Source organism: Actinocorallia lasiicapitis, assembly GCF_054778695.1.
Map to the genome: position 1 here is coordinate 1 of NZ_BAAGZI010000026.1, position 24,139 is coordinate 24,139.

Annotated in this window: 24 protein-coding genes and 1 pseudogene; 14 read left to right on the forward strand and 11 right to left on the reverse strand. The window is 70.1% G+C overall.

What is annotated here, in order from left to right:
- Positions 1-456: pseudogene (locus ACYVE7_RS05440) on the forward strand (hypothetical protein); the annotation flags it as partial.
- A 97-nt stretch (positions 457-553) separates the two neighbouring features.
- Here the strand turns inward: ACYVE7_RS05440 and ACYVE7_RS05445 are convergent.
- The 4 genes from ACYVE7_RS05445 to ACYVE7_RS05460 all read right to left on the reverse strand — a co-directional run bounded on the left by ACYVE7_RS05445 (position 554) and on the right by ACYVE7_RS05460 (position 3,799).
- Entirely contained in the window at positions 554-1,435 is an 882-nt protein-coding gene (locus ACYVE7_RS05445; protein ID WP_460363423.1) for a hypothetical protein, read from the reverse strand.
- Between the two features lie 111 nt (positions 1,436-1,546).
- Positions 1,547-2,497 (reverse strand): AIM24 family protein, encoded by a 951-nt coding sequence (locus tag ACYVE7_RS05450; protein ID WP_460363424.1) that lies wholly within the window; start codon positions 2,495-2,497, stop codon positions 1,547-1,549.
- A gap of 1 nt (position 2,498) precedes the next feature.
- Positions 2,499-3,149, reverse strand: coding sequence for an AIM24 family protein (locus ACYVE7_RS05455; RefSeq protein ID WP_460363425.1), 651 nt, complete (start codon positions 3,147-3,149; stop codon positions 2,499-2,501).
- A gap of 2 nt (positions 3,150-3,151) precedes the next feature.
- A complete protein-coding gene (locus ACYVE7_RS05460; RefSeq protein ID WP_460363426.1) occupies positions 3,152-3,799 on the reverse strand; it encodes an AIM24 family protein in 648 nt (215 codons plus the stop codon).
- Between the two features lie 189 nt (positions 3,800-3,988).
- On the opposite strand from ACYVE7_RS05460, the gene ACYVE7_RS05465 reads away from it, so the two are divergent.
- Positions 3,989-4,339: an ABC transporter permease gene (locus tag ACYVE7_RS05465; protein ID WP_460363427.1), complete on the forward strand. Its 351-nt coding sequence runs from the start codon at positions 3,989-3,991 to the stop codon at positions 4,337-4,339.
- Between the two features lie 106 nt (positions 4,340-4,445).
- Positions 4,446-5,582 (forward strand): EAL domain-containing protein, encoded by a 1,137-nt coding sequence (locus ACYVE7_RS05470; protein WP_460363428.1) that lies wholly within the window; start codon positions 4,446-4,448, stop codon positions 5,580-5,582.
- A gap of 7 nt (positions 5,583-5,589) precedes the next feature.
- On the opposite strand, the gene ACYVE7_RS05475 is transcribed toward ACYVE7_RS05470, so the two are convergent.
- Positions 5,590-6,381 (reverse strand): VOC family protein, encoded by a 792-nt coding sequence (locus ACYVE7_RS05475; RefSeq protein WP_460363429.1) that lies wholly within the window; start codon positions 6,379-6,381, stop codon positions 5,590-5,592.
- A gap of 135 nt (positions 6,382-6,516) precedes the next feature.
- On the opposite strand from ACYVE7_RS05475, the gene ACYVE7_RS05480 reads away from it, so the two are divergent.
- From ACYVE7_RS05480 to ACYVE7_RS05500, 5 genes are all read left to right on the forward strand, one after another.
- Positions 6,517-8,115 carry an ABC-F family ATP-binding cassette domain-containing protein gene (locus ACYVE7_RS05480; protein WP_460363430.1) on the forward strand — a complete coding sequence of 533 codons (1,599 nt, stop codon included), beginning with the start codon at positions 6,517-6,519 and terminating at the stop codon, positions 8,113-8,115.
- Between the two features lie 116 nt (positions 8,116-8,231).
- Positions 8,232-8,444: a helix-turn-helix domain-containing protein gene (locus ACYVE7_RS05485; protein WP_012852589.1), complete on the forward strand. Its 213-nt coding sequence runs from the start codon at positions 8,232-8,234 to the stop codon at positions 8,442-8,444.
- 152 nt (positions 8,445-8,596) lie between these two features.
- On the forward strand, positions 8,597-9,358 hold the full coding sequence (locus ACYVE7_RS05490) for an enoyl-CoA hydratase/isomerase family protein (protein ID WP_460363431.1): 762 nt from the start codon (positions 8,597-8,599) through the stop codon (positions 9,356-9,358).
- An 81-nt stretch (positions 9,359-9,439) separates the two neighbouring features.
- Positions 9,440-11,341, forward strand: coding sequence for an ABC transporter ATP-binding protein (locus ACYVE7_RS05495; RefSeq protein ID WP_460363450.1), 1,902 nt, complete (start codon positions 9,440-9,442; stop codon positions 11,339-11,341).
- Positions 11,342-11,409: 68 nt separating this feature from the next.
- Positions 11,410-11,844 carry a hypothetical protein gene (locus tag ACYVE7_RS05500; RefSeq protein WP_460363432.1) on the forward strand — a complete coding sequence of 145 codons (435 nt, stop codon included), beginning with the start codon at positions 11,410-11,412 and terminating at the stop codon, positions 11,842-11,844.
- A 221-nt stretch (positions 11,845-12,065) separates the two neighbouring features.
- Here ACYVE7_RS05500 and ACYVE7_RS05505 read toward each other — a convergent pair whose 3' ends face one another.
- The gene (locus tag ACYVE7_RS05505; RefSeq protein WP_460363433.1) at positions 12,066-13,025 is read right to left on the reverse strand and encodes a sulfotransferase family protein; all 960 of its coding nucleotides are present in this window, start codon (positions 13,023-13,025) and stop codon (positions 12,066-12,068) included.
- Positions 13,026-13,127: 102 nt separating this feature from the next.
- Here ACYVE7_RS05505 and ACYVE7_RS05510 point away from each other — a divergent pair, with 102 nt between their 5' ends.
- The 3 genes from ACYVE7_RS05510 to yczE all read left to right on the forward strand — a co-directional run bounded on the left by ACYVE7_RS05510 (position 13,128) and on the right by yczE (position 15,198).
- The gene (locus ACYVE7_RS05510; protein WP_460363434.1) at positions 13,128-13,991 is read left to right on the forward strand and encodes a DUF1444 domain-containing protein; all 864 of its coding nucleotides are present in this window, start codon (positions 13,128-13,130) and stop codon (positions 13,989-13,991) included.
- 74 nt (positions 13,992-14,065) lie between these two features.
- A complete protein-coding gene (locus tag ACYVE7_RS05515; protein WP_460363435.1) occupies positions 14,066-14,494 on the forward strand; it encodes a CBS domain-containing protein in 429 nt (142 codons plus the stop codon).
- A gap of 77 nt (positions 14,495-14,571) precedes the next feature.
- Positions 14,572-15,198 carry a membrane protein YczE gene (gene yczE / locus ACYVE7_RS05520; RefSeq protein WP_460363436.1) on the forward strand — a complete coding sequence of 209 codons (627 nt, stop codon included), beginning with the start codon at positions 14,572-14,574 and terminating at the stop codon, positions 15,196-15,198.
- A 5-nt stretch (positions 15,199-15,203) separates the two neighbouring features.
- On the opposite strand, the gene ACYVE7_RS05525 is transcribed toward yczE, so the two are convergent.
- From ACYVE7_RS05525 to ACYVE7_RS05540, 4 genes are all read right to left on the reverse strand, one after another.
- Positions 15,204-16,940 carry an SDR family oxidoreductase gene (locus tag ACYVE7_RS05525; RefSeq protein WP_460363437.1) on the reverse strand — a complete coding sequence of 579 codons (1,737 nt, stop codon included), beginning with the start codon at positions 16,938-16,940 and terminating at the stop codon, positions 15,204-15,206.
- Positions 16,937-17,785, reverse strand: a complete 849-nt coding sequence (locus tag ACYVE7_RS05530) for a M24 family metallopeptidase (RefSeq protein ID WP_460363438.1) — start codon at positions 17,783-17,785, stop codon at positions 16,937-16,939. Before ACYVE7_RS05530 ends, ACYVE7_RS05525 begins: the two co-directional genes overlap by 4 nt.
- 124 nt (positions 17,786-17,909) lie before the next feature.
- Positions 17,910-18,761, reverse strand: coding sequence for a metal-dependent hydrolase (locus tag ACYVE7_RS05535; protein ID WP_460363439.1), 852 nt, complete (start codon positions 18,759-18,761; stop codon positions 17,910-17,912).
- Between the two features lie 156 nt (positions 18,762-18,917).
- Positions 18,918-20,408, reverse strand: coding sequence for a peptide MFS transporter (locus ACYVE7_RS05540; RefSeq protein ID WP_460363440.1), 1,491 nt, complete (start codon positions 20,406-20,408; stop codon positions 18,918-18,920).
- A gap of 181 nt (positions 20,409-20,589) precedes the next feature.
- On the opposite strand from ACYVE7_RS05540, the gene ACYVE7_RS05545 reads away from it, so the two are divergent.
- The gene (locus ACYVE7_RS05545; protein ID WP_460363441.1) at positions 20,590-22,419 is read left to right on the forward strand and encodes an AMP-dependent synthetase/ligase; all 1,830 of its coding nucleotides are present in this window, start codon (positions 20,590-20,592) and stop codon (positions 22,417-22,419) included.
- A 16-nt stretch (positions 22,420-22,435) separates the two neighbouring features.
- Here ACYVE7_RS05545 and ACYVE7_RS05550 read toward each other — a convergent pair whose 3' ends face one another.
- Positions 22,436-22,957, reverse strand: coding sequence for a DM13 domain-containing protein (locus ACYVE7_RS05550; RefSeq protein WP_460363442.1), 522 nt, complete (start codon positions 22,955-22,957; stop codon positions 22,436-22,438).
- 80 nt (positions 22,958-23,037) lie between these two features.
- Between ACYVE7_RS05550 and ACYVE7_RS05555 the strand changes: the two genes are divergently transcribed.
- Together ACYVE7_RS05555 and ACYVE7_RS05560 are read left to right on the forward strand one after the other, a co-directional pair.
- Positions 23,038-23,667, forward strand: a complete 630-nt coding sequence (locus ACYVE7_RS05555; RefSeq protein ID WP_460363444.1) for a trimeric intracellular cation channel family protein — start codon at positions 23,038-23,040, stop codon at positions 23,665-23,667.
- A gap of 142 nt (positions 23,668-23,809) precedes the next feature.
- Positions 23,810-24,085 carry a GlsB/YeaQ/YmgE family stress response membrane protein gene (locus ACYVE7_RS05560; RefSeq protein WP_460363445.1) on the forward strand — a complete coding sequence of 92 codons (276 nt, stop codon included), beginning with the start codon at positions 23,810-23,812 and terminating at the stop codon, positions 24,083-24,085.
- Positions 24,086-24,139 lie beyond the last annotated feature (54 nt).

Genomic DNA, 24,139 nt, shown 5'->3' on the forward strand with positions numbered 1-24,139 from the left:
GCCTACGACGCCGCCGTCACCCTGAGCACGCTCCCGCTGAACGAACTGCTCGGAGTCCTCACCCATCCGCCCGCGCCGCCGTCGGGCGACCGCGCCGACTGGCCGCAGTGGCTCCGCTCGGTGCAGACGGCCGCCTGCCTGGCCGTCGCCCACCACCGCACCGACGAGCCGTGGCCGGTCTCGACGCGCCGCCAGGTCCTCACCGACCTCGCCTACGGCCCGGAGGACTGGACGACCGAGTCCGCGCTCTTCGCCCTGATCGCGATCGCGTGGACCCATCCCGATCTCCGTGAGGACGTCGCGGTCCTCGTCACGGGACGGCTGGTCGCCGCCGCCGAGGCGTGCCGCTCCCGCCCCGTCACCGTCCTGGACTCCGTCGCCCGTCTTGCGCTCGTCACCCCGGCGCTCCCTCCGGCCGTCACCGGGCTGGCCCGCGACCTCCTCGGCGACACTTGACGGCGGCGCCCGCGCCGGTCAGGAAGGGGCGTTGAGCGGACGCCTCGACGCGGGGACGCCGTTGGGGGCGGAGACGAGCTGGGCGAGGTCGACGGCGTCAAGCTTGGTGATCGCCTTCTCCAGATCCTCCTTGAGGATCTTCAGCGCCGGCGGAAGGACCAGCCCGCGGGAGACGATGATCTCGGCGACGAGTTCGGTGCGGGCCAGGGAGGCGCTCAGATAGCCGCGCAGCGCCGGGACCTGTTCGCGGGGATCGGTGCGGAGCCGGTCGCCGAGCAGGATCTCCAGATCGCGGAGTGCTTTTCAGGGTGTCGGACGACAGGACGGTGAAAGCGCCCCAGAGCTCGTCCGCCGTGGGATGGCCGAACTCCATGCTGACGGCGTCGAACGCCTCCTGGCGGCGGCTCGCCGCCTCCCGGACGTCCCGCAGCAGCTCCTTGAGCTGGATCCGCGCGCCGCTCGACAGCGTGAACACCGGGGGGACCGCCGCTCCGACCACGGCCGACAGATGGGCGGCCGAGCTCAGGGCGTCGTCGAGGTCGGTGAGGACGACCCGCAGCAGCGGGACGTTCGGGCCGCCGCGCGGGTCCTTGGCCTGCAGGTCGTAGTACTCGCCGCAGCGCTGGGCGGCCGCGTCGATGTTCCGGCGCAGCAGCGCCACCTGGCCGGGGATGTCGTTCTCCCGCATCCAGCGGTGGGTGGCCTCTTCCAGCGCCCGCGCCACCTCGGGGGTGCGGGCGTCGTGGATGTGGTCGACGGCCGCCGTCACCGACGCCCGGGAGAACGCCTTGGCCAGCGCGAACCCCGTGAACGACAGCAGCGAACCGATGAAGAAGTCGGGCTGGGACTTGTACAGGCCGTTGAGGTCGCCTCTGGCCACGATCACCACGGTGATCAGGACGGCGAAACCGGACAGCGCCCAGGCCATCTGGCCGAGTGTCATCCGCGCGAAACGGCGCGGGACGGTGAGACGCGGCATGAACGAAGGCCCCTTCCGCCGATGGCGTCGGGGGCACGGTACTCGCGGGGCGACGGTGCGTGCATACCGGTCCAGGCCCGAAAAGCGTGATCGGGCCTGGACCGAACAGGGTCAGCGCTGCTGTTCCGCGGAGATCCGCTGGGAGATCACCTGGTTGAGCCGCTGGAGGCCGCCGAGGCCGAGCATCCCGACCTGGCCTTCCAGTTCGCGGACCATCGCGGGCGACTCCATGACCGTCTCCGACGACTGCATGAGCACGGTGCCGGTGCCGGAGAACTCGAACTGGTGCTCCTCGCCCGAAGACCCGCCCACCCCGAACATGTGACGCGCCATGCCGAGCACGCCCCGCATGTAGGTGTGGTCGTAGTGGTGGCACGGCGACGGGCAGTCGGCCCAGCCGAGCAGCGCCTGCGGGTCCACCCGGATCGGCGGTTCGACGAAGTGCACCGCGCCGTTGGACGCGGCGATGAACTTGCCGGTGCCCAGCAGCGTCAGGAAGCCCGGGATGATCGACTGCTTCAGGGTGAGGCCCGGCGAGAACGCCAGCAGGTTGCCCGCCCTGATCGTCAGATTGCCGTCTTCCAGGTCGAAGCTGTTGAGGTCGAAGCCCCGGTCGCCGAGGAGCAGCTTGCCGTGGCCTTCGGCGACGACCCAGTCGTGCGCGTACAGCGGCGAGTGGAAGTGGCCGGCGACCAGCGCGTCCAGCGGGCCCGACGACAGCGCCTCGAACTTGATCTGCCCGTAGTAGGCGATCATCTTGCCCTTCTGGATGAACCACTGGCCGTTGAGGTTCACCGAGAAGGCGTAGGAGTTGACGTTGTCGTCGTCCGGCAGGGTCTGCGCGTTGAACGTGGCGACGGGGGTCGGCTGCGCGGGCGGCGGGAAACCGCCCTGCTGCGGCGGGGCGTACCCCTGCTGCCCCTGCGGCGGGTATCCCGGCTGCTGCGGGGGATACCCGGGCTGCTGCGGCGGATAGCCGGGCTGGGCGGGATATCCGGGCTGCTGGGGGTAGCCGGGCTGCTGCGGGTAGCCGCCTCCTGGCTGCTGCGGCGGGTAGCCCATGTCAGATCTTCCTCTCGCTGGCCTGGACGTACACGACGCCGTAGCCCGACAGCTCGAGCTGGAACGCCTCGCCGGAGCCGCGTCCGATCAGGTCGCGCATCCCCACCGAGGTCTTCAGCTTGTTGGTCACCTGGCCGCGGTGGGCCACATAGGCCTGCGGGTCCACATAGATGGGGCGGCCCTGCTGGATCGGCATCTCGATGACGCCGCCGTGCGACAGCACCGCGACCGATCCGTGCCCGCTGACGGTCGTGGTGAACAGCCCCTGGCCGGTCACCTGCCCGCGGATCACGCCGCCGAGCCCTCCCTGCTCGCCCATGAACATGGTGCCGGTCTGCAGGGTGGCGTCGTGCACCAGCAGCCGGTCGGCCTCGACGTACAGGGTGTCGCCCTGCAGTTCGATGACCTCGACGTACAGCCCGGCGTGCCCGAACATCGCCGAGCCCTGCCCGGTGACGTGCATCATCGCGGACGCCTCGCCCGCCATGTGCCGGCCGACCATCCCGCCGATGCCCTGCCCTGCGGTGGCCGTCGGCGCGAAGTGCACCTGGCCGACGTAGGCGAGCATCGAGCCGCGCTTGGAGTAGACCTCGGATCCGGGGCCGATCGGCACCTGGATCATCTTGCTGTTGATCGCGCTGAATCCGGGCATCTCTAGACCTCCGCCGCCAGGCCGCCGCTGCGTTCGGCCGGCTGGATGTAGACCAGCCCGTGGCCGTTGAACCGGAGCTGGAAGCTCTCTCCCGAGCCCTGGCCGAGCACGGTCCGCCAGTTGGTGTCGGTCACGAAGTCCTGCTGGAGCTGGCCCCGGCTGGCCACGTAGGCCTGCGGGTCGACGCAGAGCGACTGGCCCTGCGTCACCTCCAGCGCGATCGCCGGACCGTCGGAGACGATCGCGACGGTGCCGTGCCCCTCGACCTTGGTGGTCGCCAGGCCCTGCCCTGAGGCGGCGCCCCGCAGCCCGGAGAACTGCACTCCGGTCCTGAGCTGCCCGTCCAGGGCCAGCAGATTGCTGGATTCGACCAGCAGGGCCTCGCCCTGCAGATGGATCAGGGTGATCTCGGTGGCCTCACTGGCCAGGTACACGGTGCCCTGGCCGGTGACCTCCATGAGCGTCACGTTCTCGCCGGCGACACGGCGCCGGACGGCGCCCATGAGCCCGCCGTCGCCGCCCGTCATCCCCTGACGTTTGAATTGCATCTGGCCCTCGTAGGCCACCATCGAGCCGTTGAGGGCGCGCACGGTCTCGCCCATCAGGTCGACGGCGAGCATCTTGGAACCGTTCATCCGAAACTGCGCCACGCACGCACCTTAACCACTACTCGGCCCTGCCCAGGCCCGTTCTTGAACTGACGATCGCCGGAACCCCCCGGTTCCTGAGGATCTTGAACTGTTCCGTATCGGTGGAAGATCTACTCACCGGCGCTGATCTGCGGGAGGATGGCGGCCATGTGGCTTGCTCCGGAACGGCGTGGACGACGGGGATGGGTGGTGCCGGCGCTGACGGCCTTCGCGGGCGTCGGCGTGGCGGTGCTGCTGGCATCGCGGGACGAGCGGAGCACCGGGCTGGTCGCCGGTGCGGTGCTCCTGGGATACGCGGTTCTGCTGTTCTTCCGCCGGGACGAGCCGGGGCTGGCGGTGGGGGAGTCGTTCGGCCGGGGCCGGAGCGGCAGGACCCATCTGCGGGCGGCGGCGATGACCGGTGACGTGCTCGCGGTGGGGATCGTGGCGGCCATCGTCGTGCAGGCGCTGCGCGGCGGGGAGCTGGGTCCGCTGCCGTGGATCGCGGTCGCGGGGGGCGTCACGTACCTGTTCTCGGCGGTCGTGGCAGGCGAATTGTGATCGAAGTGCGATGACCTGTGACTATCTTCACATCGCGGACGAACTTCTAGTGAACGTCCCCCGACATAGCTGATTTCAGCGGTAGTGCGCTGAAACGATTCCGAACGTGGCAGTCCTGGACACCCTTCTGCCGACCGGACTCTCGGGCGGCGCACTCTTCCAGCCCGTCGTCGACCTCGACTCGGGCTCGGTCGTCGCGGTCGAGACCCATGTGGGCCCCGCCTTCGGCGGCACCGGCCCCCTCGACCCGGCCCAGGAGGACATCAGGCGGGCGCTCGCGGGCGCCAAGGCCATGGCCTCCCACGCCGCCCTGCTCCCGCTCCAGATCTCGGTGCGCGCCGCGACCGTCGCGCTCGGCCGCGGGGTCCTGACGGTCCTGCACCAGGGCCTGTACGACGCGGGCCGCCGCCCCCAGGAAGTGATCGTCTGCGTGACGGGCGGGTTCGCGCCCGCCCAGCGGTCCCAGCTCGCCGCGGGCGTCCAGGACCTGCGGCACGCCGGCTACCTGGTGGCGTTCGGCGGGCTCGGCACCACCCACGCCCCGCTCGACGTCCTGGCCGACGGCACCCCCTACCTGGTGCGGCTCGACCCCGACCTGGCCCGCAGGGCCGTCACCGACCAGCGGCGCGGCGCGCTGGTCGAGGGGCTCGTCACCGTCGCCCACCGGGTCGGCACCCATGTGCTGGCACCCGGCATCGACAGCGAGGAGCAGTTGAAGAAGCTGCGCGGTCTCGGGGTGCGGCTGGTGCAGGGCCCGCTGCTGACCCCGCCGGACTGGCGTCCTGGACAGCGGGTGCCGATCCCGGTGCCGGTCTCCCGCGACGAGCCGCCGACCGGCTCCATCGACCTCGGGCCGCGGGTGTCGGAGTTCACGCTGCCGGCCGTCACGATGTCCGACACCGTGACGGCCGGCGAGGTGCTGGACGCCTTCTCCAACCAGCAGGGCACCACCAGCATCGTGTTGGTCGACGCCCAGCAGCGGCCCCGCCACACCGTGGACCGGTCCCGCTTCCTGCTGGCCCTGTCCGGCGCCTACGGGCACGCCCTGCACGCGCACAAGGCCGCGTCGCGGCTGGCCGACCCGCCCCGGATCGTGCCGAAGACCGTCCCGGCGATCGCCGCCCTGCGGGCCGCGGGCCGGGACGAGGAGCGGGTCTACGACGACCTGGTGGTGACCGACGAGATCGGCCGCTGCCTCGGCATCGTCAGGGTGGCCGACCTGATCCGCAACATGTCGCCCTGAGCGGGTTTCAGTGTTTTTCGGCGTCGTCGAAGCCGGGGCCGGGGGTGAGCTTGATCGCGGCGAACTCCGCGCCGAACGGATCGCGGAGCACCACGACCCGGCCGTGGGCGGAGTCCTCCGGCTGACGGGCGACCGAACCGCCCGCCTCGACCGCGATCCTGGCCGCCTCGTCGGCGTCGTCGACCCCGAAGTAGACGGTCCAGCGGGCTCCGGCGTCACCCAGATCGGGCATCCCGAACACCCCCGCGACCGGCTCCTCGTCGACGTCGAGGGTCAGATAGTCCAGGCCCTCCTGCGACAGCCTGGTCGCGCCGACCCCCAGGACGCTCTCGTAGAAGCGCGCCGAATGGGTCGTGGCGTCGGTGACCAGCTCGTTCCAGGCGAGGGCGCCCGACTCGTCGACCAGCTCGCAGCCGACGTGCTCCCGGCCCTCCCAGAAGCCGAACTGGGCGCCCCGCGGATCCTGCAGGATCGCCATCCGGCCGAGCGGCCCGACGTCCATGGCGGGCGCCACCACGGACGCGCCCGCGTCGACGGCCCGCTGGACCGCGACATCGCAGTCGTCCGTGGCGAAGTAGACTCCCCACCATGCCGTGGGCGCCTCCTGGACGCCCATCATCCCGGCCACCTGGTGGCCGTTCTTGGTCGCGCTGAAGTAGCCGCCGTAGTCGGGGCCGGGTTCGTTGTACTCCCAGCCGAAGACAGCGGCATAGAACTCCTTCGCGCGTTGGGGGTCGGGGATGCCCAGGTCCACCCAGCATGGGGTGCCCGGAGCGGCGTTGCTCTTCACCACAGGCATGAGGACTCCTCGCGTTCGTGGCGTCACGTTCCGTCGTGACACGAGTCATTCTCGCAGGCCGGTCAACGGTTCGCGGTGGCCGGTCCCGGCCCGATAAACTGATCTGTCAGCTTTCTCCGGGGGAGACCCACCACAGTGATCATCGCAAATGACATCGAGCTGCGCGCCGGATCCCGGCTGCTGATCGAGAAGGCCGCCTTCCGCGTCAATCCGGGTGACCGGGTCGGCCTGGTCGGGCGCAACGGCGCGGGCAAGACCACCTTGACCAAGGTCCTGGCGGGGGAGGCCCTGCCGTCCGCGGGCTCGGTCACCCGTTCGGGCACGCTCGGCTACCTGCCGCAGGACCCGCGCAGCGGTGATCTTGACGTGCTGGCCAAGGACAGGATTCTCGCAGCGCGCGGCCTGGACGAGGTCTTCGCCAGGCTCCGCAAGTTCGAGGTGCAGATGGCGGAGTTCGTCGGCGCCGCCCAGGAGAAGGCCGTGCGCCGCTACAGCCGCGCCGAGGACGAGCTGCACGTGCTCGGCGGGTACGCCGCCGAGTCCGAGGCCGCCGCGATCGCCTCCAGCCTGGGCCTGGCCGACCGGGTGCTGCACCAGCCGCTGCACACCCTGTCCGGCGGCCAGCGCCGCCGGGTGGAACTGGCGCGGATCTTGTTCTCCAACGCCGACACCCTGCTGCTCGACGAGCCGACCAACCACCTGGACGCCGACTCGATCGTCTGGCTGCGCGACTACCTGAAGAACCACCAGGGCGGCCTGATCATCATCAGCCACGACGTGGGGCTGCTGGAGGCGGTCGTCAACCGGGTGTTCCATCTCGACGCCAACCGCGGCGAGGTCGACATGTACAACGTCGGCTGGAAGAAGTACCTGGCGGCACGGGAGACCGACGAGAAGCGCCGCAAGCGCGAGTACGCCAACGCCCAGCGGCAGGCCAGCACGCTCCAGACGCAGGCCGAGAAGATGCGGGCGAAGGCCACCAAGGCCAAGGCCGCCCAGCAGATGCTCAAGCGCGCCGACAAGCTGATGTCGGGCGTCGAGGGCGAGCGGCAGGCCGACCGGGTGGCCAAACTGCGCTTTCCGGATCCGGCTCCGTGCGGTAAAACCCCCCTGTGCGCGGAGGGTTTGTCCAAATCATACGGATCTTTGGAAATCTTCACAGATGTCGACCTTGCGATCGACCGCGGCAGCAGGGTCGTCGTGCTTGGGCTGAACGGCTCGGGGAAAACTACCCTGCTCCGTCTGCTCGGCGGAGTGGAAAAGCCCGATACCGGGAGCATTATCCCGGGGCATGGACTGCGGCTCGGTTACTACGCACAGGAACACGAAACTCTCGATCACGATCGTTCCGTTCTGGAGAACATGCAGTCGTCCTCTCCTGATCTCGCCGAGGTGGAGTGCCGGAAGATCTTGGGTTCGTTCCTGTTCACCGGAGACGACGTGGACAAGCCCGCCGGCGTGCTGTCGGGTGGGGAGAAAACCCGCCTGGCCCTGGCCACACTGGTCGTTTCCAAGGCGAACGTGCTTCTTCTGGACGAACCCACCAACAACCTGGACCCGGCCTCCCGCGAGGAGATCCTCGGAGCGCTCCACACGTTCAAGGGCGCCATAGTCATGGTCACTCACGACGAAGGCGCGGTGCACGCGTTGGAACCGGAAAGGGTGATTTTGCTACCGGATGGTGTTGAAGACATCTGGAGTGACGAATTTGCCGATCTGGTGGCCCTTGCTTGACCATCTGCGCAAGGGAAGCAGATCTTTTCTGGCCTACCGGGTAGCCGATCCGCCGATGATGACTGATCATGGCTGTAGATAACGCAGCGGTCACCACATCACTACGGGAGGTACTCGTGGCCGAGACCCTGAAGAAGGGCACCCGCGTGACCGGTGCCGAGCGCGACAAGCTGGCGGCGGAGCTCAAGAAGAGGTACGACTCCGGCGAGAGCATCCGCGCTCTGGCAGCCGCCACCGGCCGGTCCTACGGCTTCATTCACCGCATCCTCACCGAGTCCGGCGTGAATCTGCGCGGACGAGGCGGGGCCACGCGGGGCAAGAAGTCCTGACCCCTGCGGGGGTGCCCCGGGTATCCCCCCAGGGAATTGCACGAGCCCAGGCCCGTCGCCGTGGCTACTACCGAGTAGGATTCGGTAGTGCGGCGACGGCCTGTGCCCGATCACTTCGGGGTCCGTCGCGCGCTTTTGGAGGAGGGCGCGAGATGGATCTGGCGGCAGCCGGGCTCGTACTGGAGCTGACCCACGACGGCGCGGTGGCCACGGTCACCCTGAACCGTCCCGAGCGGCGCAACGCGCAGTCGCCCGGCATGTGGCGCGGCCTGGCCGAGATCGGGCGCACCCTGCCCGAGTCCGTCCGGGTCGTCGTGCTCAAGGGCGCGGGACCCTCGTTCTCGGCGGGTCTCGACGTGCGCGCCTTCACCCCCGAGGGCATCCCCGGCGAACCGCCGGCGCTGCCGTCCGGGATCTCCCACGACGAGCTGGAAGTGCTGATCGCCGAGTACCAGGAGGGCTTCCTCTGGCTCCGCGACCCCCGCTTCACCTCGATCGCCGTCGTCCACGGCCACGCCATCGGCGCCGGGTTCCAGCTCGCCCTCTCCTGCGACCTGCGGATCGCCGCCGCCGACGTCCGGTTCTGCATGAAGGAGTCCGCGCTCGGCCTGGTCCCCGATCTGACCGGCACCAAGCCGCTGGTCGACGTGGTCGGCCTGCCGCGCGCCCTCGACCTCTGCCTCACCGCCCGCACCGTCCTGGCCGACGAGGCGCGTGAGCTCGGGCTGGCCGAGCGGTTCGTCGCCAACGAGGCGCTCGAGACCGCCACCGCCGAGCTGGTCGACGCCCTGCTCAAGATCGACGCCGGTGCGGCCCGCGCCGTCCAGGAGCTCCTGGTCCAGGCCCCGGCCAACACCCTCGCCGAGCAGACCGCCGCGGAGCGGAAGGCCCAGACGCGAAGGATTCTCGGTTAGCCGGAATTTTCGCCGCGTTCACCTGCTTACATCTCTCTAGCAGAACGCGCCGAAGGAGCCGTGTTGGACAGCAATTTCGCGATGATGGCCTCGTTCCGGCGGGATCCCTCCGTCAAGGACGAGAAGCTCAAGCCGGGGACCTTCCGACGGATCCTCGGCTACGCGAGACCGTACAAACGGGAGCTCGTCTGGTTCCTGCTGCTCAACTCGCTCGCGGCCGTCAGCGTGGTGGCCGGGCCGCTGCTGATCCAGGCGATCATCGACAAGGGCGTGGTGCCCAAGAACACCGCGGTGGTCGTCTGGCTGGCGCTCGGCATCGCCGGGCTCGCCGTCGTGGACGCCGTGCTCTCCCTCGCCCAGCGCTGGTACTCCGCGCGGATCGGCGAGGGGCTGATCTACGATCTGCGCACCCAGGTCTTCGACCACGTGCAGCGGATGCCGGTCGCGTTCTTCATGCGCACCCAGACCGGAAGCCTCGTCTCCCGGCTCAACAACGACGTGATCGGGGCCCAGCGCGCGCTCACCACCACCCTGTCCTCGGTGGTCTCCAACGTGATCACGCTGGTGCTGGTGCTGACCGCGATGCTCTACCTGTCCTGGCTGGTCACCCTGATCGCGCTGGTGCTGCTGCCGGTCTTCGTGATCCCCGCCAAGCTCGTCGGCCGCAGACTCCAGAAGATCAGCCGCGAGCAGATGGTGCTGGACGCCGAGATGGGCTCGCTCATGACCGAGCGGTTCAACGTGTCAGGCGCGATGCTCGCCAAGCTCTACGGCCGTCCGAGCGAGGAGTCGGAGCTGTTCTCCCGGCGGGCCGGGCGGGTGCGCGACATCGGCGTCGTCGGCGCGATGTACGGACGGGTGTTCTTCACCGCGCTGGCCCTCGTCGCCTCGCTCGCCACCGCGATGATCTACGGGGTGGGCGGGGTGATGGCCGTGGACGGATCCCTCCAGATCGGCACCCTCGTCGCCCTGACGGCTCTGCTCTCCCGGATGTACGGGCCGCTGACCGCGCTCTCGAACGTCCAGGTGGACGTGATGACGGCCCTCGTCAGCTTCGACCGCGTGTTCGAGGTGCTGGATCTGGAGCCGATGATCGCCGAACGCGAGGACGCCGTCCCGCTGGCCCCCGACGCCGCCGGGGTCGTCTTCGACGCCGTCTCCTTCCGCTACCCGGCCGCCGACGAGGTCTCCCTGGCGTCGCTGGAGTCGATCGCCCGCACCGACACCGCGCCCGGCAAGCAGGTCCTGCACGATCTCAGCTTCACCGCGGGCCCCGGCGAGCTGGTCGCGCTGGTCGGCCACTCCGGCGCCGGCAAGTCGACCATGACCCATCTGGTCTCCCGGCTGTACGACGTGAACTCCGGCGCGATCAGGATCGGCGGCCAGGACGTCCGCGACGTCACCCTCGGCTCGCTGGCGGCGGCCGTCGGCGTCGTCACCCAGGACTCCCATCTGTTCCACGAGTCGATCCGCGCCAACCTCGTCTACGCCAGGCCGGACGCCACCGACGCCGAACTGTGGGCGGCGCTGGAAGGCGCGCAGATCAGGGGGCTGGTCGAGGCCATGCCCGAGGGGCTCGACACGATCGTCGGGGACCGCGGGCACCGGCTGTCGGGCGGGGAGAAGCAGCGGATGGCCATCGCCCGGCTTCTGCTCAAGGAACCGTCCGTGGTCGTCCTCGACGAGGCCACCGCCCACCTGGACTCCGAGTCGGAGGCCGCCGTCCAGCGGGCCCTGCAGACCGCGCTGCGCGGCCGGACGTCCCTGGTGATCGCCCACCGGCTCTCCACCATCCGGGAGGCCGACCAGATCCTGGTGATCGAGGCGGGCCGCATCGCCGAACGCGGACGCCACGACGACCTCCTCGCCCGCGGCGGCCTCTACGCCGAGCTCTACCGCACCCAGTTCGCCCAGCAGGAGGAGCGCGAGCCGATCGAGATGATCAAGCCGGAAGCGCTCCGGCCAGAAGTGCTCCGACCCTAGGTTCCAGTGATCATTCCGCTGGGCAGAATCCCGGTGATCGTACGATCACTGATTCTTTCGGGGGAAAGATGCGGACAATGGTCGGCGGGGCACTCGTCCTCGCACTCGCCCTGGCCGGATGCTCGAGCACCGACGTGGCGACCACCGGCACCACCGACGGCATGGCGGCGGGCAAGGCCGCGCCGACGGTCATGGTCACCGACACCGGCGCGGGAGCGGCGACGCCCTCCCCGCAGCCGTCGGTCGACAAGGTCGTCCAGGTCGGGGCGTTCTGCGCCGATCCGGGGCTGCTGGCGCACAACGCCGACAACGCCCAGGTGCGCTGTGTGAAGCCCGGCGACGCGCGGGCCCGCTGGGTGCTGGACAGCGGGCCCGCGGTCTCGCCCACGATCCGGCCCGGCGCGTTCTGCCCGACCGAGGGCACCAAGGGCCAGAACGCCGCCAAGTCCTACACGTGCACCGGCGGCTCAGGCGGGAAGGCCCGCTGGCACGCCGACAACTGACCGGCCGGTCGCCGGACCGGCCTCACCGCCCGGCGAGCCGAGTGCTCGGCAGGGGTTCGCCGAACCGTGCCGTGGCCGACATCCCGGCGTCACACGGGCGGGGGACGGTCGAACGGAGACCCCCTCTGGAAGACGTGAGACATGCGACCACTCGTCCTGCGGTACAGCGCGTTCCTGCTCGGCCTCGGCGCGGCCGGGATGGCCATCGGATGGTTCGCCGGTCAGCCGTCCAGCGAGTAGCCGAGCCGCAGCAGCTCCTGGCCCGCGATCTTCTCCACGGAGGCGATCTGGCGGGCGGTGAGGGCCTCGCGCCAGCCGCGCGGCGGCTCGTCGCCGCCCTGCCGGGCCGGGAGGGGCCGCCGCCCCTCGGTCCGGTACGGTTCGGTCGCGCCGGTCAGCGCGATCTTCGACACGGGGCCGCCGAGGAAGTTCGACAGCTTCGCCGCGAGCTCGCCCGGCTCGTTCACCAGGGTCTCGTAGCGGACGGTCATGAGCTGCTCGGCCGGGATCTGCGCGCGCAGCTTCGCCGACAGCCGCACCGAACCCCGCCAGCGCAGTGCGCACTTCACCGCGGGGCCCGCGGACTTCCAGCGGGCCCGCTCGGTGAGGTCGTCCACGCCCAGGAACGGGTTGGGGAACACCTCGTCGACGTTGATGAAGCCCGGTTTGAACCAGGTCAGGCACTTCTCGTCGGTGAGCATTCCGGCGACGACGTCCCGGCCGTCGCGGATCACCTGGACGAACTGGGCGTCGGGGAACGCGTCGAGCAGCACGTCGGCGCTGTAGATCAGGTCGGGGGTGGCGTCGGCGAACCGGTGGATTCCGCCCACGGGCACGCATGGCCCGGCCGGGACGCCGTCGGCGGGGGAGTAGCCGCTGAGCTGCCGGCACTCGGCCGGGCAGTCGAGGCAGGAACCGGCGCTGAGCTGCCAGGACTCGGCGAACGCGTCCCGCATCACCCGGGCCGCGCCGCGTCCGCGTTCGGTGGCGATCGACGGTTTGCGGGCGAACGCGTAGACCATCTTGACCACGGCGGGCCTGCCGATCGTCAGATGGATTCCGGCGGACTGCTTGAGCGCACGGGCGATGAGATCCGTACCGGAGTGCGGGGCGCCCACGACGAAGACCGGTCGGCGGACCTTGGTCCCGTTGACCACGAGGATGTGCGGCGTCGGTCTCATGACGGTTCCAGTCTCTCAGATGGGGGTCTTCCGCAGGACCGCCGTTTGCTGTCAAGCTTCATCGGTAGCTTCCCCCCGGGGAAGCGCTTCCAGGGAGGTCGCATGGGCTCGGGATCGCGGGACGGCGACGACGCCGCACTCGACTCCCTTGTCATCCTCGTGGCGGAGAGCCTGGGATACACCTGCACTCCGCTGCACGGCGACGTGATGCTGCTGCAGGGCGCGGCCCGGCTGCACGTGGGGATGAAGGATCTGCGGCAGTTCGCCCGGTTGGTGCCCCGCGACGACTGGCCCGCCGTGGTCGCCGACCATGTGACGACCATCGTCACCGCCACCGAGGAACCCCTGGACCTGTCGGACTTCGAGCTGGCCCGGCATCTGCTCCGCACCCGGATCTACCCGGCGGAGGCCGACAACGGGGTGCTCGCCGCCCGGCCGTTCGCGCCCGGGCTGATCGAGGTGGCCGTGATCGACACGCCCACGACGGTCCGGACGGTCACCCAGGAGGAGCTGGCGGGCTGGCCGGTCTCCGGCGACGCCCTGTTCGCCCTCGGCCGCGCCAACGTGCGCGCCGACGGCCCGCTCACCTGCGAGGACGCGGACGAGGGTTCGAGTGTTCCCCTGACGGTGCTGCACGGTTGGACCTTCTACGCGGCCACCCATGTGGCCTGGCTGGACGAGTATCTGACGATCGGCCCGCAGGGCGCGCTGGTGGTGGCGCCGTCGCGGAGCCTGATCCTGGCGTTCCCGCTCTCGCCCGAGCTCAGCCTCGACCGGGTCGTCGCGGCGGCCGCCCGCCTCCACGAGCACGCGGAGGCGGGCTACGAGGAGGGTCCCGGCTCGCTCAGCCCGCATCTGTTCTGGTGGCAGAACGGTTCGCTGGCCCTGTTGGAGACCCGTTATGGCGCGGACGGGCTGATTCTGCCGCGTGAGTTCCTGTCGGTTGTTTCACAAAGGCTTGCCTAAGGCCCTTTCCAAGACCGGCGCGGCGTGCGACCTTGGGCGAAAGGCCCTGCTAAGCGCGGTCGGAAGGGCGGTTCATGCGTATATCTGACATTCTCCGCACGAAAGGCAGCGGGGTGGCCACGGTCACGCCCGACGCCACGGTCCGGGAGCTGCTGGCGCTTCTCGCCCGGCACAACATCGGAGCGGTGGTCGTCTCGGCCGACGGCTCCTCCATCGACGGGATCGCCTCCGAGCGCGACGTCGTGCGGCATCTGCACGAACGCGGCGCGGGACTGCTCGACGCGCCCGTCGTCTCGATCATGACGTCCTCGGTCCGCACCTGCGCGCCGGGCGATGTCGTGGACGGGCTCCGCAAGGTCATGACCGACGCCAGGATCCGGCACCTGCCCGTGGTCGCCGACGGCCGGCTGGTCGGGATCGTCAGCATCGGCGACGTGGTGAAGAGCGCCATCGGCCTGCTGGAAGCGGAGCGGGAGCAGCTCGTGGGCTACATCCAGAGTTGAGCCGTGTCTTATGACCTAAGACCACTTTCCGGGATTGGTCCTTAACGGGCGGGCCGATCTCGCGGCACGATACCGGCATGGACAGGATGACGCGCCGGTTGGTGCAGCTTTACGCGGGATTGGCCCTCTATGGTCTGGGCATCGCGCTCCAGGTCGCGTCCGGGCTCGGGAACGATCCATGGGACGTGTTCCACCAGGGTCTGTCCCGCCGGTTCGGGCTGTCCATCGGGGCCTGGATCGTGATCGTCGGCGCGCTGGTCATGCTGCTCTGGATCCCGCTGCGGCAGCGGCCCGGCATCGGCACCCTCAGCAACGTGGTGTTCCTGGGGCTCTTCGCCGACCTGTTCCTGTGGCTGCTGCCCGACCCGTCCGGCTGGGCGGCCAAGGCCGGCTATCTGATCGCGGCGATCGTCGTGGGCGGCGCCGCCACCGGCTGCTACATTGGCGCGGGCCTGGGCCCAGGCCCCCGCGACGGGCTGATGACGGGCTTCGCCCGCCGGACCGGGGCGTCGATCCGGCTGGTCAGGACCGGGATCGAGGTCGTCGTCCTGGCCACGGGCTGGCTGCTGGGCGGCACCGTCGGGATCGGCACCGTCGCCTACGCGCTGGCGATCGGGCCGCTCACCCAGCTCTTCATGCCGCGCCTCACCCTGAAGCCGGTCCCGGCGGCGGCGCAGGACGTTCCCGCCCCGGCCGCCGCCTGAACCCGCTAGTCCGTCGGGTCGACCTTCGCGGCCAGCCGCATCAGGGCGGGCGACAGACGGGAGAGCGCGTAGCTGAACCGCGCCTCCGGGGTGACCGGGCGGACCGCCCGGTTCCGCCGCACCGCGTCCAGGATCTGCGCGGCGACCTTCTCCGGGCCGTAGTTGCGCAGACCGTAGGCGCGGGCCGTCTTGAGCTGGGTCTTCAGCTCGTCGGCCGCCGACCTGCCGACGAAGTTCGTCGTCCGGGTGATGTTGGTGTTGACGATCCCCGGGCAGATCGCCGAGACCCCGATGCCGAGATGGGCCAGGTCGGCGCGCATGCACTCGCTGAGCATCAGCACGGCCGCCTTGCTCGTCGCGTAAGCCGCCATGGTCCGCGACGGGGTGAACGCCGCCGCCGACGAGGTGTTGACGATGTGCCCGCCGGTGCCGCGCTCGGCCATCTGCCGGCCGAACAGCAGCGAACCGTGGATCACCCCCCACAGGTTGACGTCCAGGACACGCCGCCAGTCCTCGGCGCTGTGCTCCAGGAACGGCCCGGCCATCCCGATCCCGGCGTTGTTGACGACCACGTCGGGAACGCCGTGGTCGTGCTGGACGGCCTTGGCGAACTCCTCCATCGCGGCGGCGTCCGAGACGTCCACCGCGTAGGCGATCGCGACGGGGCCGTCCGCCGAGGCGGCGACCAGACCGGCCAGCTCGGCGGTGCGCTGCGCGGTCTCCAGATCGCGGTCCGCGGCGATGACGGTCGCGCCGTGCTCGGCGAACGCGAGCGCCGTCGCCCGCCCGATCCCGCTGCCCGCGCCGGTGACGACCGCGACCTCGCCTTCGAAGGCGCGCCGTCCCGCACCGACCCGCGCCTTGCGCAACTCCCTGCGTTCGGTCACGTCGAGGTCCTCTCCGCGGACGTCCGCGATGTGCTCCCGGACGCACCGGGCGACCAGCGCCGGATGGGTCCGCGGGATCCAGTGGCCCGCGGCGATCGGCCGCAGCCGCAGGTTCGGGACCCACTTCTGCAGCCCGCCGACGGTGTGCGGCGAGACATAACGGTCCTTGGTGGGCACCAGGACCTGGGTCGGGACGTCGGTGCGGCGCTCGTTCGGCCTGGTCAGGCGCTGGAGCATGTTGGCCCGGTACAGGCCGATGCCGTCGCGGCCGTCCTCGGGGTTCGGGGTGGAGTGCTCCAGCCGTCCGATGAGGGCGGAGATCCGCCGGCCCGACCGGCCCGACCAGCTCAGCTCGGGCAGCACGGGGGTCTGGAACGCCGTGATGTACCAGGACCTGGCCACCTGGCCGAGGGAGCGCAGATGGTCGTTCGGGTCGAGGGAGGTCAGGTTGGCGCGCATCCAGTGGCCCATGTGGTCGAGGCAGGGCCCGCTCATCGACGTGAACGACGCGAACCGCTCCGGCATGGTCGTCACGGCCTCCCACGACTGGATCGAACCCCAGTCGTGGCCGACGAGGTGGACCTGCTCGCCGGGGGCGACCGCGTCCAGGACGGCCGCCATGTCCTGCATGAGCAGCGCGAAGGTGAAGGCCGCCCGGCCCTTGGGACGGGTGGAGGCGCCCGCGCCGCGCACGTCGTAGGTGACGACCCGGAAGTCGCGCTCCAGCAGGCCGGCGACCTCGTCCCAGACGGTGTGGTCGTCGGGGTAGCCGTGCATCAGCAGGACGACGGGGGCGTCGGCGGGGCCGCGCTCGTAGACCGCGAGCTCGACGCCCGCTCCGACGATCTTCCTCATGCGTTCCACCGCCGGACGTGCGGCAGGTCGTCGTCGAGCCAGTAGGCGTCGTCCTCGGTGACGACCAGCAGTTCCTCGAACTTCACGCCGACCGCGGCGTCCTTGACGTCGCTGCGGAAGCCCAAGTGCGGTTCGACGGCCCAAATGCCGGGTGTCGGCGGGTGGTTCGACTGCTTGGCGCCGTTCCACAGCGGCGAGCGGCCCTGCGCCCGCTCCTTGACCAGTTCGCGGCCGATCGTCTGGAGGAACCGGACGCCGAACGGCGCCGCGACCCCCTTCGGTAGCAGCCCGCGGATCACGCCGACCTGGTGGCCGATGACGCGTCCCGGGTACTTGCTGTGCCGGTTGTCGTAGCCCTGCCGGGCGGCGACCGCGTCGACCTCGCGGTAGATGTCGGCGAAGGTCCTGCGCTCCTTGACCAGGTCGAGGATCAGGGTGCGGTAGCCGGCGAGGTCGGCGATGAGCTGGTCCCAGACCCGGTTCTCGCCGAGCACTCCGGCGTAGCCGATGTCGGAGGAGTAGCCGTCCCTGACGGGCGCCATGTCGAGGATGTAGGGCATCCCCTCCTCGAGCCGGGTGCCGGTCGGCAGGAACTGGGTGGGCACCTTGAAGCCGCGGAAGGCGGTGCGCTCGCCGAACCAGGCGAACGGGACGTGCAGCCAGTCGTCCACCCCGCGTTCGAGCAGCCACCGGCGCATCATCCGGCAGGCCTCCCGCTCGGTCACGCCGGGGGTGAGCTCACCGGCGACGGCCTCGGCGCACTGGTAGGCGAGCTGCTGCATTGCGCGAAATCGCTCCAGCTCGGCGGCATTGTGCACCTGAGCGAGCGCCACGTTATTGGACACATTGTCAATGTATCCGGAGCGCCTGAAGCGGGCAAGTCCCCGCCGGCTGTGACGTACGACGCGACGGAAAAGGCCCGGACCGGGGAGGGTCCGGGCCTGCGGGAGGCTCTGTCGCGGGGGAGCGCTAGTACGGCGTGTAGCCGCCGGCCTGCGCGGCCGGGGACTTCATCAGGTACTCCAGGGCCTCGGGGGTCGAGCCCACCCGGGAGGGGTGGTGGCCCGGCTTGAGGTAGACGAGTCCCTCGACGACCAGCAGGTTGAAGATGCCGGGCACCAGGCCCGCCTTGGCCGCGCGCCGGTAGTCGCGGTACATCTGCAGCTTGGACGGCTTCTTCACGAGGGTCGGGTCGGCGTTCACCAGGAAGATCGCGCCGCCGATGAGGGCCCAGTACAGGAAGAACAGCGACACGACCCAGCCGAGGACCCGGGTGGGGTACCGGCCGCCGACCTTCTGGAAGACGTCGAAGACGACCGAGCGGTGCTCGACCTCCTCGGCGCCGTGCCAGCGCAGCAGGTCCAGCATGACGGGGTCGACGCCGACCCGGTCGAGGCTGTCGTTCCTCATGATCCACTGGCCGAGCACCGCGGTGTAGTGCTCGATGGCCGAGACCGCGGCCAGCTCGAAGCGGAGCATCCGCCGGTAGGAGCGGGGCTTGAGCTTGGCCCGGTCGGCGCGGCGGTTGTCGTTGCCCGCCTTCGCGGCCTCGGTGATCTTCCGGTGGTCGACGCCGTGCCGGTCGAGCAGCTCGGTCAGGAAGCTGCCGTGGGCCCGCGCGTGCACCATCTCCTGGCCGATGAAGCCCTTGATCTCCTCGAGGAGCTTCTCGTCCTTGATGAGGGGCTTGACGTCCTGGACGCACTGGATGAACCAGCGTTCGCCCTCGGGCAGCACCAGATGGAAGGAGTTGATCATGTGGGTCGCCGTGGCGTTGCCCGGGATCCAGTGCAGCGGGGTGCTCTCCCAATCGAAGGCCACGCGCCGTGGCTTGATGGGCGGGTGGCGCTCGTCGACTGGGAACATGGGGAGCACTATGCCCAGGAGGCCCCGCAAGTTACCACTGCGTCTCGTGACAAATGGGGCATCGAGAGTGGAGCGTCCTTGACAAAACGGGCCTAGTGTCAATCTTGAGGGTCAATCCCGCTCGTGGTGCTCGTTCATGAGGGTGCGCAGCCTGGGCACGAACACGAACAGCAGAGCCCCGACCGCCACCGCGAAGATCCCCGACCAGAGGTAGTAGGCCGGGCTGCTGCCGCCGTCCGACAGCCGGGACACCTGGGCGGCGATGCCGTCGCCCATCGAGGTCGCGAGGAACCAGACCCCCAGCATCTGGGACGCGAACGCCGCGGGCGCCAGCCGGGTGGTGACCGACAGGCCGACCGGGCTCAGGCACAGTTCGCCGACCGTCTGGATCAGGTAGACGAAGACGAGCCAGCCGATCGACACCTTGGTGCCGTCCGAGGCGATGTTCGCGGCGAAGAACATCGCGACGAAGCTCAGCCCCGCCAGCACCAGCGCGATCGAGAACTTCAGCGGGGTGCTGATCCGGCGTCCCTTGCCGGTCCAGAACCCGGCGAACAGCGGCGCCAGGATGATGATGAAGATCGGGTTGAAGTTCTGGGTCCAGCTCGACGGCATGTCCCAGCCGAAGATGCTGAGATTGGTCGATTCCAGGGCGAAGGTCGACAGGGTCGTCGCCGCCTGGTCGTAGATCATCCAGAAGACGGCCGCCGACAGGAACAGCCAGACGTACGCCTGCATCTTGCCGCGCTCGTCGCGGCTCAGGCCGTGGTCGCCCCGGAGGATGTACAGGAAGTAGGCGAGCGGCACGACGATCGACAGGAAGGTCAGGAAGTAGGTGATGTTGTCGAGCGTCAGCCGGCCGATGAGGGCGGCGAACAGCGCGAGGGCCGTCAGCGCGACGACCCCGACGACTAGCCATTTCACCGCCTTCCCGCGCTCCGACGGGCTCAGCGGATGGGTCGGGGCGGAGCCGATGCCCCGCAGGTTCTTGCCGCCGGCGATGTACTGCAGCAGCCCGAACGCCATGCCGACGGCCGCGCACGCGAATCCCAGGTGCCAGTTCACGTTCTGGCCGAGCCAGCCGACGATGAACGGCGCCAGCGAGCCGATGTTGATGCCCATGTAGAAGATCGAGAACGCGGCGTCGCGGCGGGACTCGTCGTCGCCGTCGTAGAGATGGCCGACCATCGCGGAGATGTTCGGCTTGAGCAGCCCGGTGCCCGCGACGATCAGGGCGAGGCCCAGGAAGACGAAGGCCGGCCCGGCCGGGATCGCCATCGAGATGTGGCCGCACATGATGACGACGCCGCCGATGAGCACGGCCTTGCGGGCGCCGAACACCCGGTCGGCGAGCCAGCCGCCGGGCAGCGCCACCATGTAGACCATCGCGATGTACAGGCTGACCAGCGCGTTCGCGGTGTTCCTGCTCAGCCCGAGCCCGCCGTCGGTGACGGACGCGGCCAGGAACAGCGCCAGGATCGCGCGCAGCCCGTAGTAGCTGAACCGCTCCCACATCTCGGTCATGAACAGTGTGGCGAGCCCGCGGGGATGGCCGAAGAAGGTCTTGCCGGAACCGGACGGCGGCAGGCTGCTCGTGCTCATGGAAGTGCCCTTCCCAGGGCCGCCTTTCGGAAGGGTCCGGCCTGGACAAAGAAAGGTCTAGTTTCAGGCGGTCGGACCTTGCCCCGACCAGCCGGAACATGGTGCGATGTGGCCCGATAAGTGATCGCTGACCATCCCCGTCACCTCACCCCGCTGACATCACCCCGTGGAGGCGCGCACCATGACCACCGGCATTCAGGAGACCAGGGCCGAGCTCGAGGCGTCGATCGCCGGGCAGACCCTCTGCAGCGTCCTGCGCGACACCGTGGCGGCGCACGGCGAACGTCCCGCCTACACCGATCTCGGCGGCCCGACCCTGACCTGGGCGCAGACCAGGCAGCAGGCGCTGGAGCTGGCGGCGGGCTTCGTCGAGCTGGGGGTGCGGCCAGGCGAGGTGGTCGCGCTGATGATGCCGAACCGCACGGCGCACGTGCTCGCCGACCTCGGCGTGGTGCACGCGGGCGGGGTCCCGAGCACGGTCTACGCGACGCTCGCGCCCGACCAGGTGCAGTACATCGCGGAGAACTCCCAGGCCGTCGTCGCCGTCCTCGACGGAGCCGACCAGCTCGGCCGCTGGCAGCCCGTGCTGGACCGGCTGCCGGCCCTGCGGAAGGTCATCGTCCTCGAGGGCTGTCCCGAAGGCGACCTCTACCTGTCCTGGGACGACTTCGCCGAGCTCGGCCGCGCCGCCTACGCCGCCGACCCGGCCGAGGTGGACCGGCGCTGGCAGGCCGTCCAGCCGTCCGACACGCTGACGGTCCTGTACACCTCGGGCACGACGGGCAACCCCAAGGGCGTGCTGATCAGCCACGCGATGGCCCTGTACGAGGCGGAGTGCTCGTCCCGGACGGCCGGGCTGCCCGAGCACAACATCGGGGTCTCCTACCTGCCGTTCGCGCACATCGCCGACCGGGTGCTCTCGTACTACCTGCCGGTCCAGCGGGCCGCGCACATCCATTTCTGTCCCGATCCCACCCAGCTCACGACCGTGCTGCGGGAGGTGCGGCCGAACGCGTTCTTCGGCGTCCCGCGGGTCTGGGAGAAGATCATGGCGGGGATCCAGGCGTTCCTGTCGATGGAGACCGACGAGGCGAAGAAGGCCGCCGTCGCCGGGGCGATGGCCGTGGGCCGGGAGTACGTGGCCAGCCGCGAGTTCGGCAACACCACCCCGCCGGAGCTCCAGGCGCGGTTCGACGCCGTCGACGCCGCGGTCCTGTCGGTGATGCGGGGGCTGCTCGGCATCGACCGGGTGACCCACGCGATGAGCGCCGCCGCCCCGCTGCCCATCGAGGTCGCCCGCTTCTTCTCCGGCCTCGGCGTCGCGATCCTCGACGTCTACGGGATGACCGAGACCACCGGAGCGGTCACCGCGAACCTGTCCGGCTCCTTCAAGCTCGGCACCGTGGGACGGCCGTTCCCCGGCTGCGAGCTGCGCCTCGGCGAGGACGGCGAGATCCTGGTGCGCGGCGCGACCTGCACCACCGGCTACCTGAACCGCCCCGAGGCGACCGCCGAGCTGCTCGACGCCGACGGCTGGGTGCACACCGGCGACATCGGCGAGCTCGACGCCGACGGGTTCCTCAAGGTCGTTGACCGGAAGAAGGAACTGATCATCACCGCGGGCGGCGAGAACATCGCCCCCTCGATGATCGAGAACCTGCTCAAGGAGCACCCGCTGGTCGGCCAGGCGCTCGCCTACGGCGACCGCAGGCCCTACGTCGTCGCGCTGATCACCCTGGACGGTGAGGTCGCCCCGGTCTGGGCGCAGGCCCACGGGATCGAGCCGGCCGACCTGGCGGCGCTCGCCGAGCACCCGCTGGTCCTGGAGGAGATCGACAAGGTCGTCGCCGACGCCAACACCCGGCTCGCACGCGTCCAGCAGGTCAAGAAGTGGCGGGTGCTGGCCGCGGAGTGGACGGCCGAGAGCGAGGAGCTCACCCCGACGCTCAAGCTCAAGCGCCGGGTGATCCACGGCAAGTACCTCGACTCGATCGACTCCCTCTACGGCTGAGCCGCCGCGGCCGCCGTCAGCCGAGGGCGACGGCCGCGAACACGGCGTCGAACCGCTTGCACCAGATCACGGCCGACCTGTACCGGGACAGGTCCACGTCGGCCGCGATCGGGTAGTTGGAGCTGCCCTTGTTCCCTTTCAGGGTGGCGAGGGTGAGGTAGTCGCCGCCCAGGGCCGCCAGGTCGCCGACGGGCTTGGGCGACAGGACGACCTTGACGTCCGGCCCGTTGGACGTGCTCAGATCCTGCAGCCGCAGGACGTGCCCGCCGTCCGGCTGCCGGTACAGCACGACCCTGCCGGTGGTCTCGCCGTGGGAGTAGGAGTGCCACCGCTCGCCTTCGAACACCTTCACCGGCCCCTGCGACGCCGGGGTCTGCGCGGTCTCGCCCGGTGCGGCGGGGGCCGTCGGGACGGCGAGGTCGGCGTCGGCGGCCCGGTCGTCCACCCAGAGCTTCCACGGCTGGAAGGCCGCCAGCCCGATCACGAGCGCCACCGCGCCCAGCGCGGCGACGACCGCCGCCCATCCCTTACGGCTCATGTCTCCATCGTCGCCCGGATCGGCCCGCCGCGGTGGCCGGGACCGCTTACGACCTCGTGACATCCGGCAGAATGGCCGCCATGATCGAGTTCGGCTGGCTGGCCCAGTTCTTCGACTACCTGGGCATCGCCGTCTTCGCGGTCACCGGCGCGCTGGCCGCGCTCCGCAAGCAGCTCGACATCGTCGGGATGGCGGCGCTGGCCGAGATGACCGCGCTGGGCGGCGGGGTCATCCGCGATCTGATGATCGGCGCGGTGCCGCCAGCGGCGGCCACCAACCTCGGCTATCTGCTGATCCCGCTGGGCGCGACCGTGATCGTCTACTTCTGGCATCCGACGATCGGCAAGCTCCAGGGCTCGATCACGGTCCTGGACGCCGCCGGGCTCGGCCTGTTCTGCGTCACCGGCACCGAGAAGGCCCTGGAGTACGGGCTCTCGCCGCTCCACGCCGCGACGCTGGGCCTGGTGACGGCCGTGGGCGGCGGCATCATCCGCGACGTCCTCAGCAACCAGACCCCGTCGGTCCTGTCGGACCGGCAGCTCTACGCGGTGCCCGCCCTGCTCGGCGCGTCCTGTATCGCGATCGCCTGGCAGCTCGGCGTCCACAACGGGCCGGTCACGTTCGGGGCGGCGCTGCTGGCGTTCGCGCTGCGGATGATCGCGCTGCGCCGGTCCTGGCGCACCCCGCCGACGCCCGAGTTCACGACCTAGGCGTACCGGATATGCCGGAATTGACCCGGTAGGGGTCAACATTTCCCCAGGTCAAGGGTCGAACCGGTCTGTGCGGGTAGCGAACCCTGCGAGGCGACTTCGCGGTTCGCGGGGTCGGCACCACGACCGGAAGGGGGCGCACATGACCATTACCGGCATTTTTAGCGCCATCATCTTCGGCGCCGTCATCGGCGCGCTCGGCCGGCTGCTCGTACCGGGCAAGCAGAACATGCCGATGTGGTTGACCGCCCTGGTCGGCATCATCGCCGCGTTCGCCGGCACGGGGCTGGCCAGGATGTTCGGGCTGAACACCAACGGCTTCAACTTCTGGGAGACCCTGTTCCAGATCGGGCTCGCGGCGCTGGCCGTCTTCATCGTCGCGTCGCTCTGGCCGCGCAGTAGTGGCGACAACTACTGAGCCGTCCATAACAGCCTGCCCGCGGTCGGCGGAAGGGCGGGGCCGCCGGGTTTC

Excerpts from the sequence above, each read along its gene's own strand:
- ACYVE7_RS05445 (WP_460363423.1), bottom strand. The coding sequence starts at position 1,435 with ATGCCGCGTCTCACCGTCCCGCGCCGTTTCGCGCGGATGACACTCGGC.
- ACYVE7_RS05450 (WP_460363424.1), bottom strand. The coding sequence starts at position 2,497 with ATGGGCTACCCGCCGCAGCAGCCAGGAGGCGGCTACCCGCAGCAGCCC.
- ACYVE7_RS05455 (WP_460363425.1), bottom strand. The coding sequence starts at position 3,149 with ATGCCCGGATTCAGCGCGATCAACAGCAAGATGATCCAGGTGCCGATC.
- ACYVE7_RS05475 (WP_460363429.1), bottom strand. The coding sequence starts at position 6,381 with ATGCCTGTGGTGAAGAGCAACGCCGCTCCGGGCACCCCATGCTGGGTG.
- ACYVE7_RS05490 (WP_460363431.1), top strand. The coding sequence starts at position 8,597 with ATGGATCTGGCGGCAGCCGGGCTCGTACTGGAGCTGACCCACGACGGC.
- ACYVE7_RS05495 (WP_460363450.1), top strand. The coding sequence starts at position 9,440 with ATGATGGCCTCGTTCCGGCGGGATCCCTCCGTCAAGGACGAGAAGCTC.
- ACYVE7_RS05500 (WP_460363432.1), top strand. The coding sequence starts at position 11,410 with ATGCGGACAATGGTCGGCGGGGCACTCGTCCTCGCACTCGCCCTGGCC.
- ACYVE7_RS05505 (WP_460363433.1), bottom strand. The coding sequence starts at position 13,025 with ATGAGACCGACGCCGCACATCCTCGTGGTCAACGGGACCAAGGTCCGC.
- ACYVE7_RS05510 (WP_460363434.1), top strand. The coding sequence starts at position 13,128 with ATGGGCTCGGGATCGCGGGACGGCGACGACGCCGCACTCGACTCCCTT.
- ACYVE7_RS05515 (WP_460363435.1), top strand. The coding sequence starts at position 14,066 with ATGCGTATATCTGACATTCTCCGCACGAAAGGCAGCGGGGTGGCCACG.
- yczE (WP_460363436.1), top strand. The coding sequence starts at position 14,572 with ATGGACAGGATGACGCGCCGGTTGGTGCAGCTTTACGCGGGATTGGCC.
- ACYVE7_RS05525 (WP_460363437.1), bottom strand. The coding sequence starts at position 16,940 with ATGAGGAAGATCGTCGGAGCGGGCGTCGAGCTCGCGGTCTACGAGCGC.
- ACYVE7_RS05540 (WP_460363440.1), bottom strand. The coding sequence starts at position 20,408 with ATGAGCACGAGCAGCCTGCCGCCGTCCGGTTCCGGCAAGACCTTCTTC.
- ACYVE7_RS05545 (WP_460363441.1), top strand. The coding sequence starts at position 20,590 with ATGACCACCGGCATTCAGGAGACCAGGGCCGAGCTCGAGGCGTCGATC.
- ACYVE7_RS05550 (WP_460363442.1), bottom strand. The coding sequence starts at position 22,957 with ATGAGCCGTAAGGGATGGGCGGCGGTCGTCGCCGCGCTGGGCGCGGTG.
- ACYVE7_RS05555 (WP_460363444.1), top strand. The coding sequence starts at position 23,038 with ATGATCGAGTTCGGCTGGCTGGCCCAGTTCTTCGACTACCTGGGCATC.
- ACYVE7_RS05560 (WP_460363445.1), top strand. The coding sequence starts at position 23,810 with ATGACCATTACCGGCATTTTTAGCGCCATCATCTTCGGCGCCGTCATC.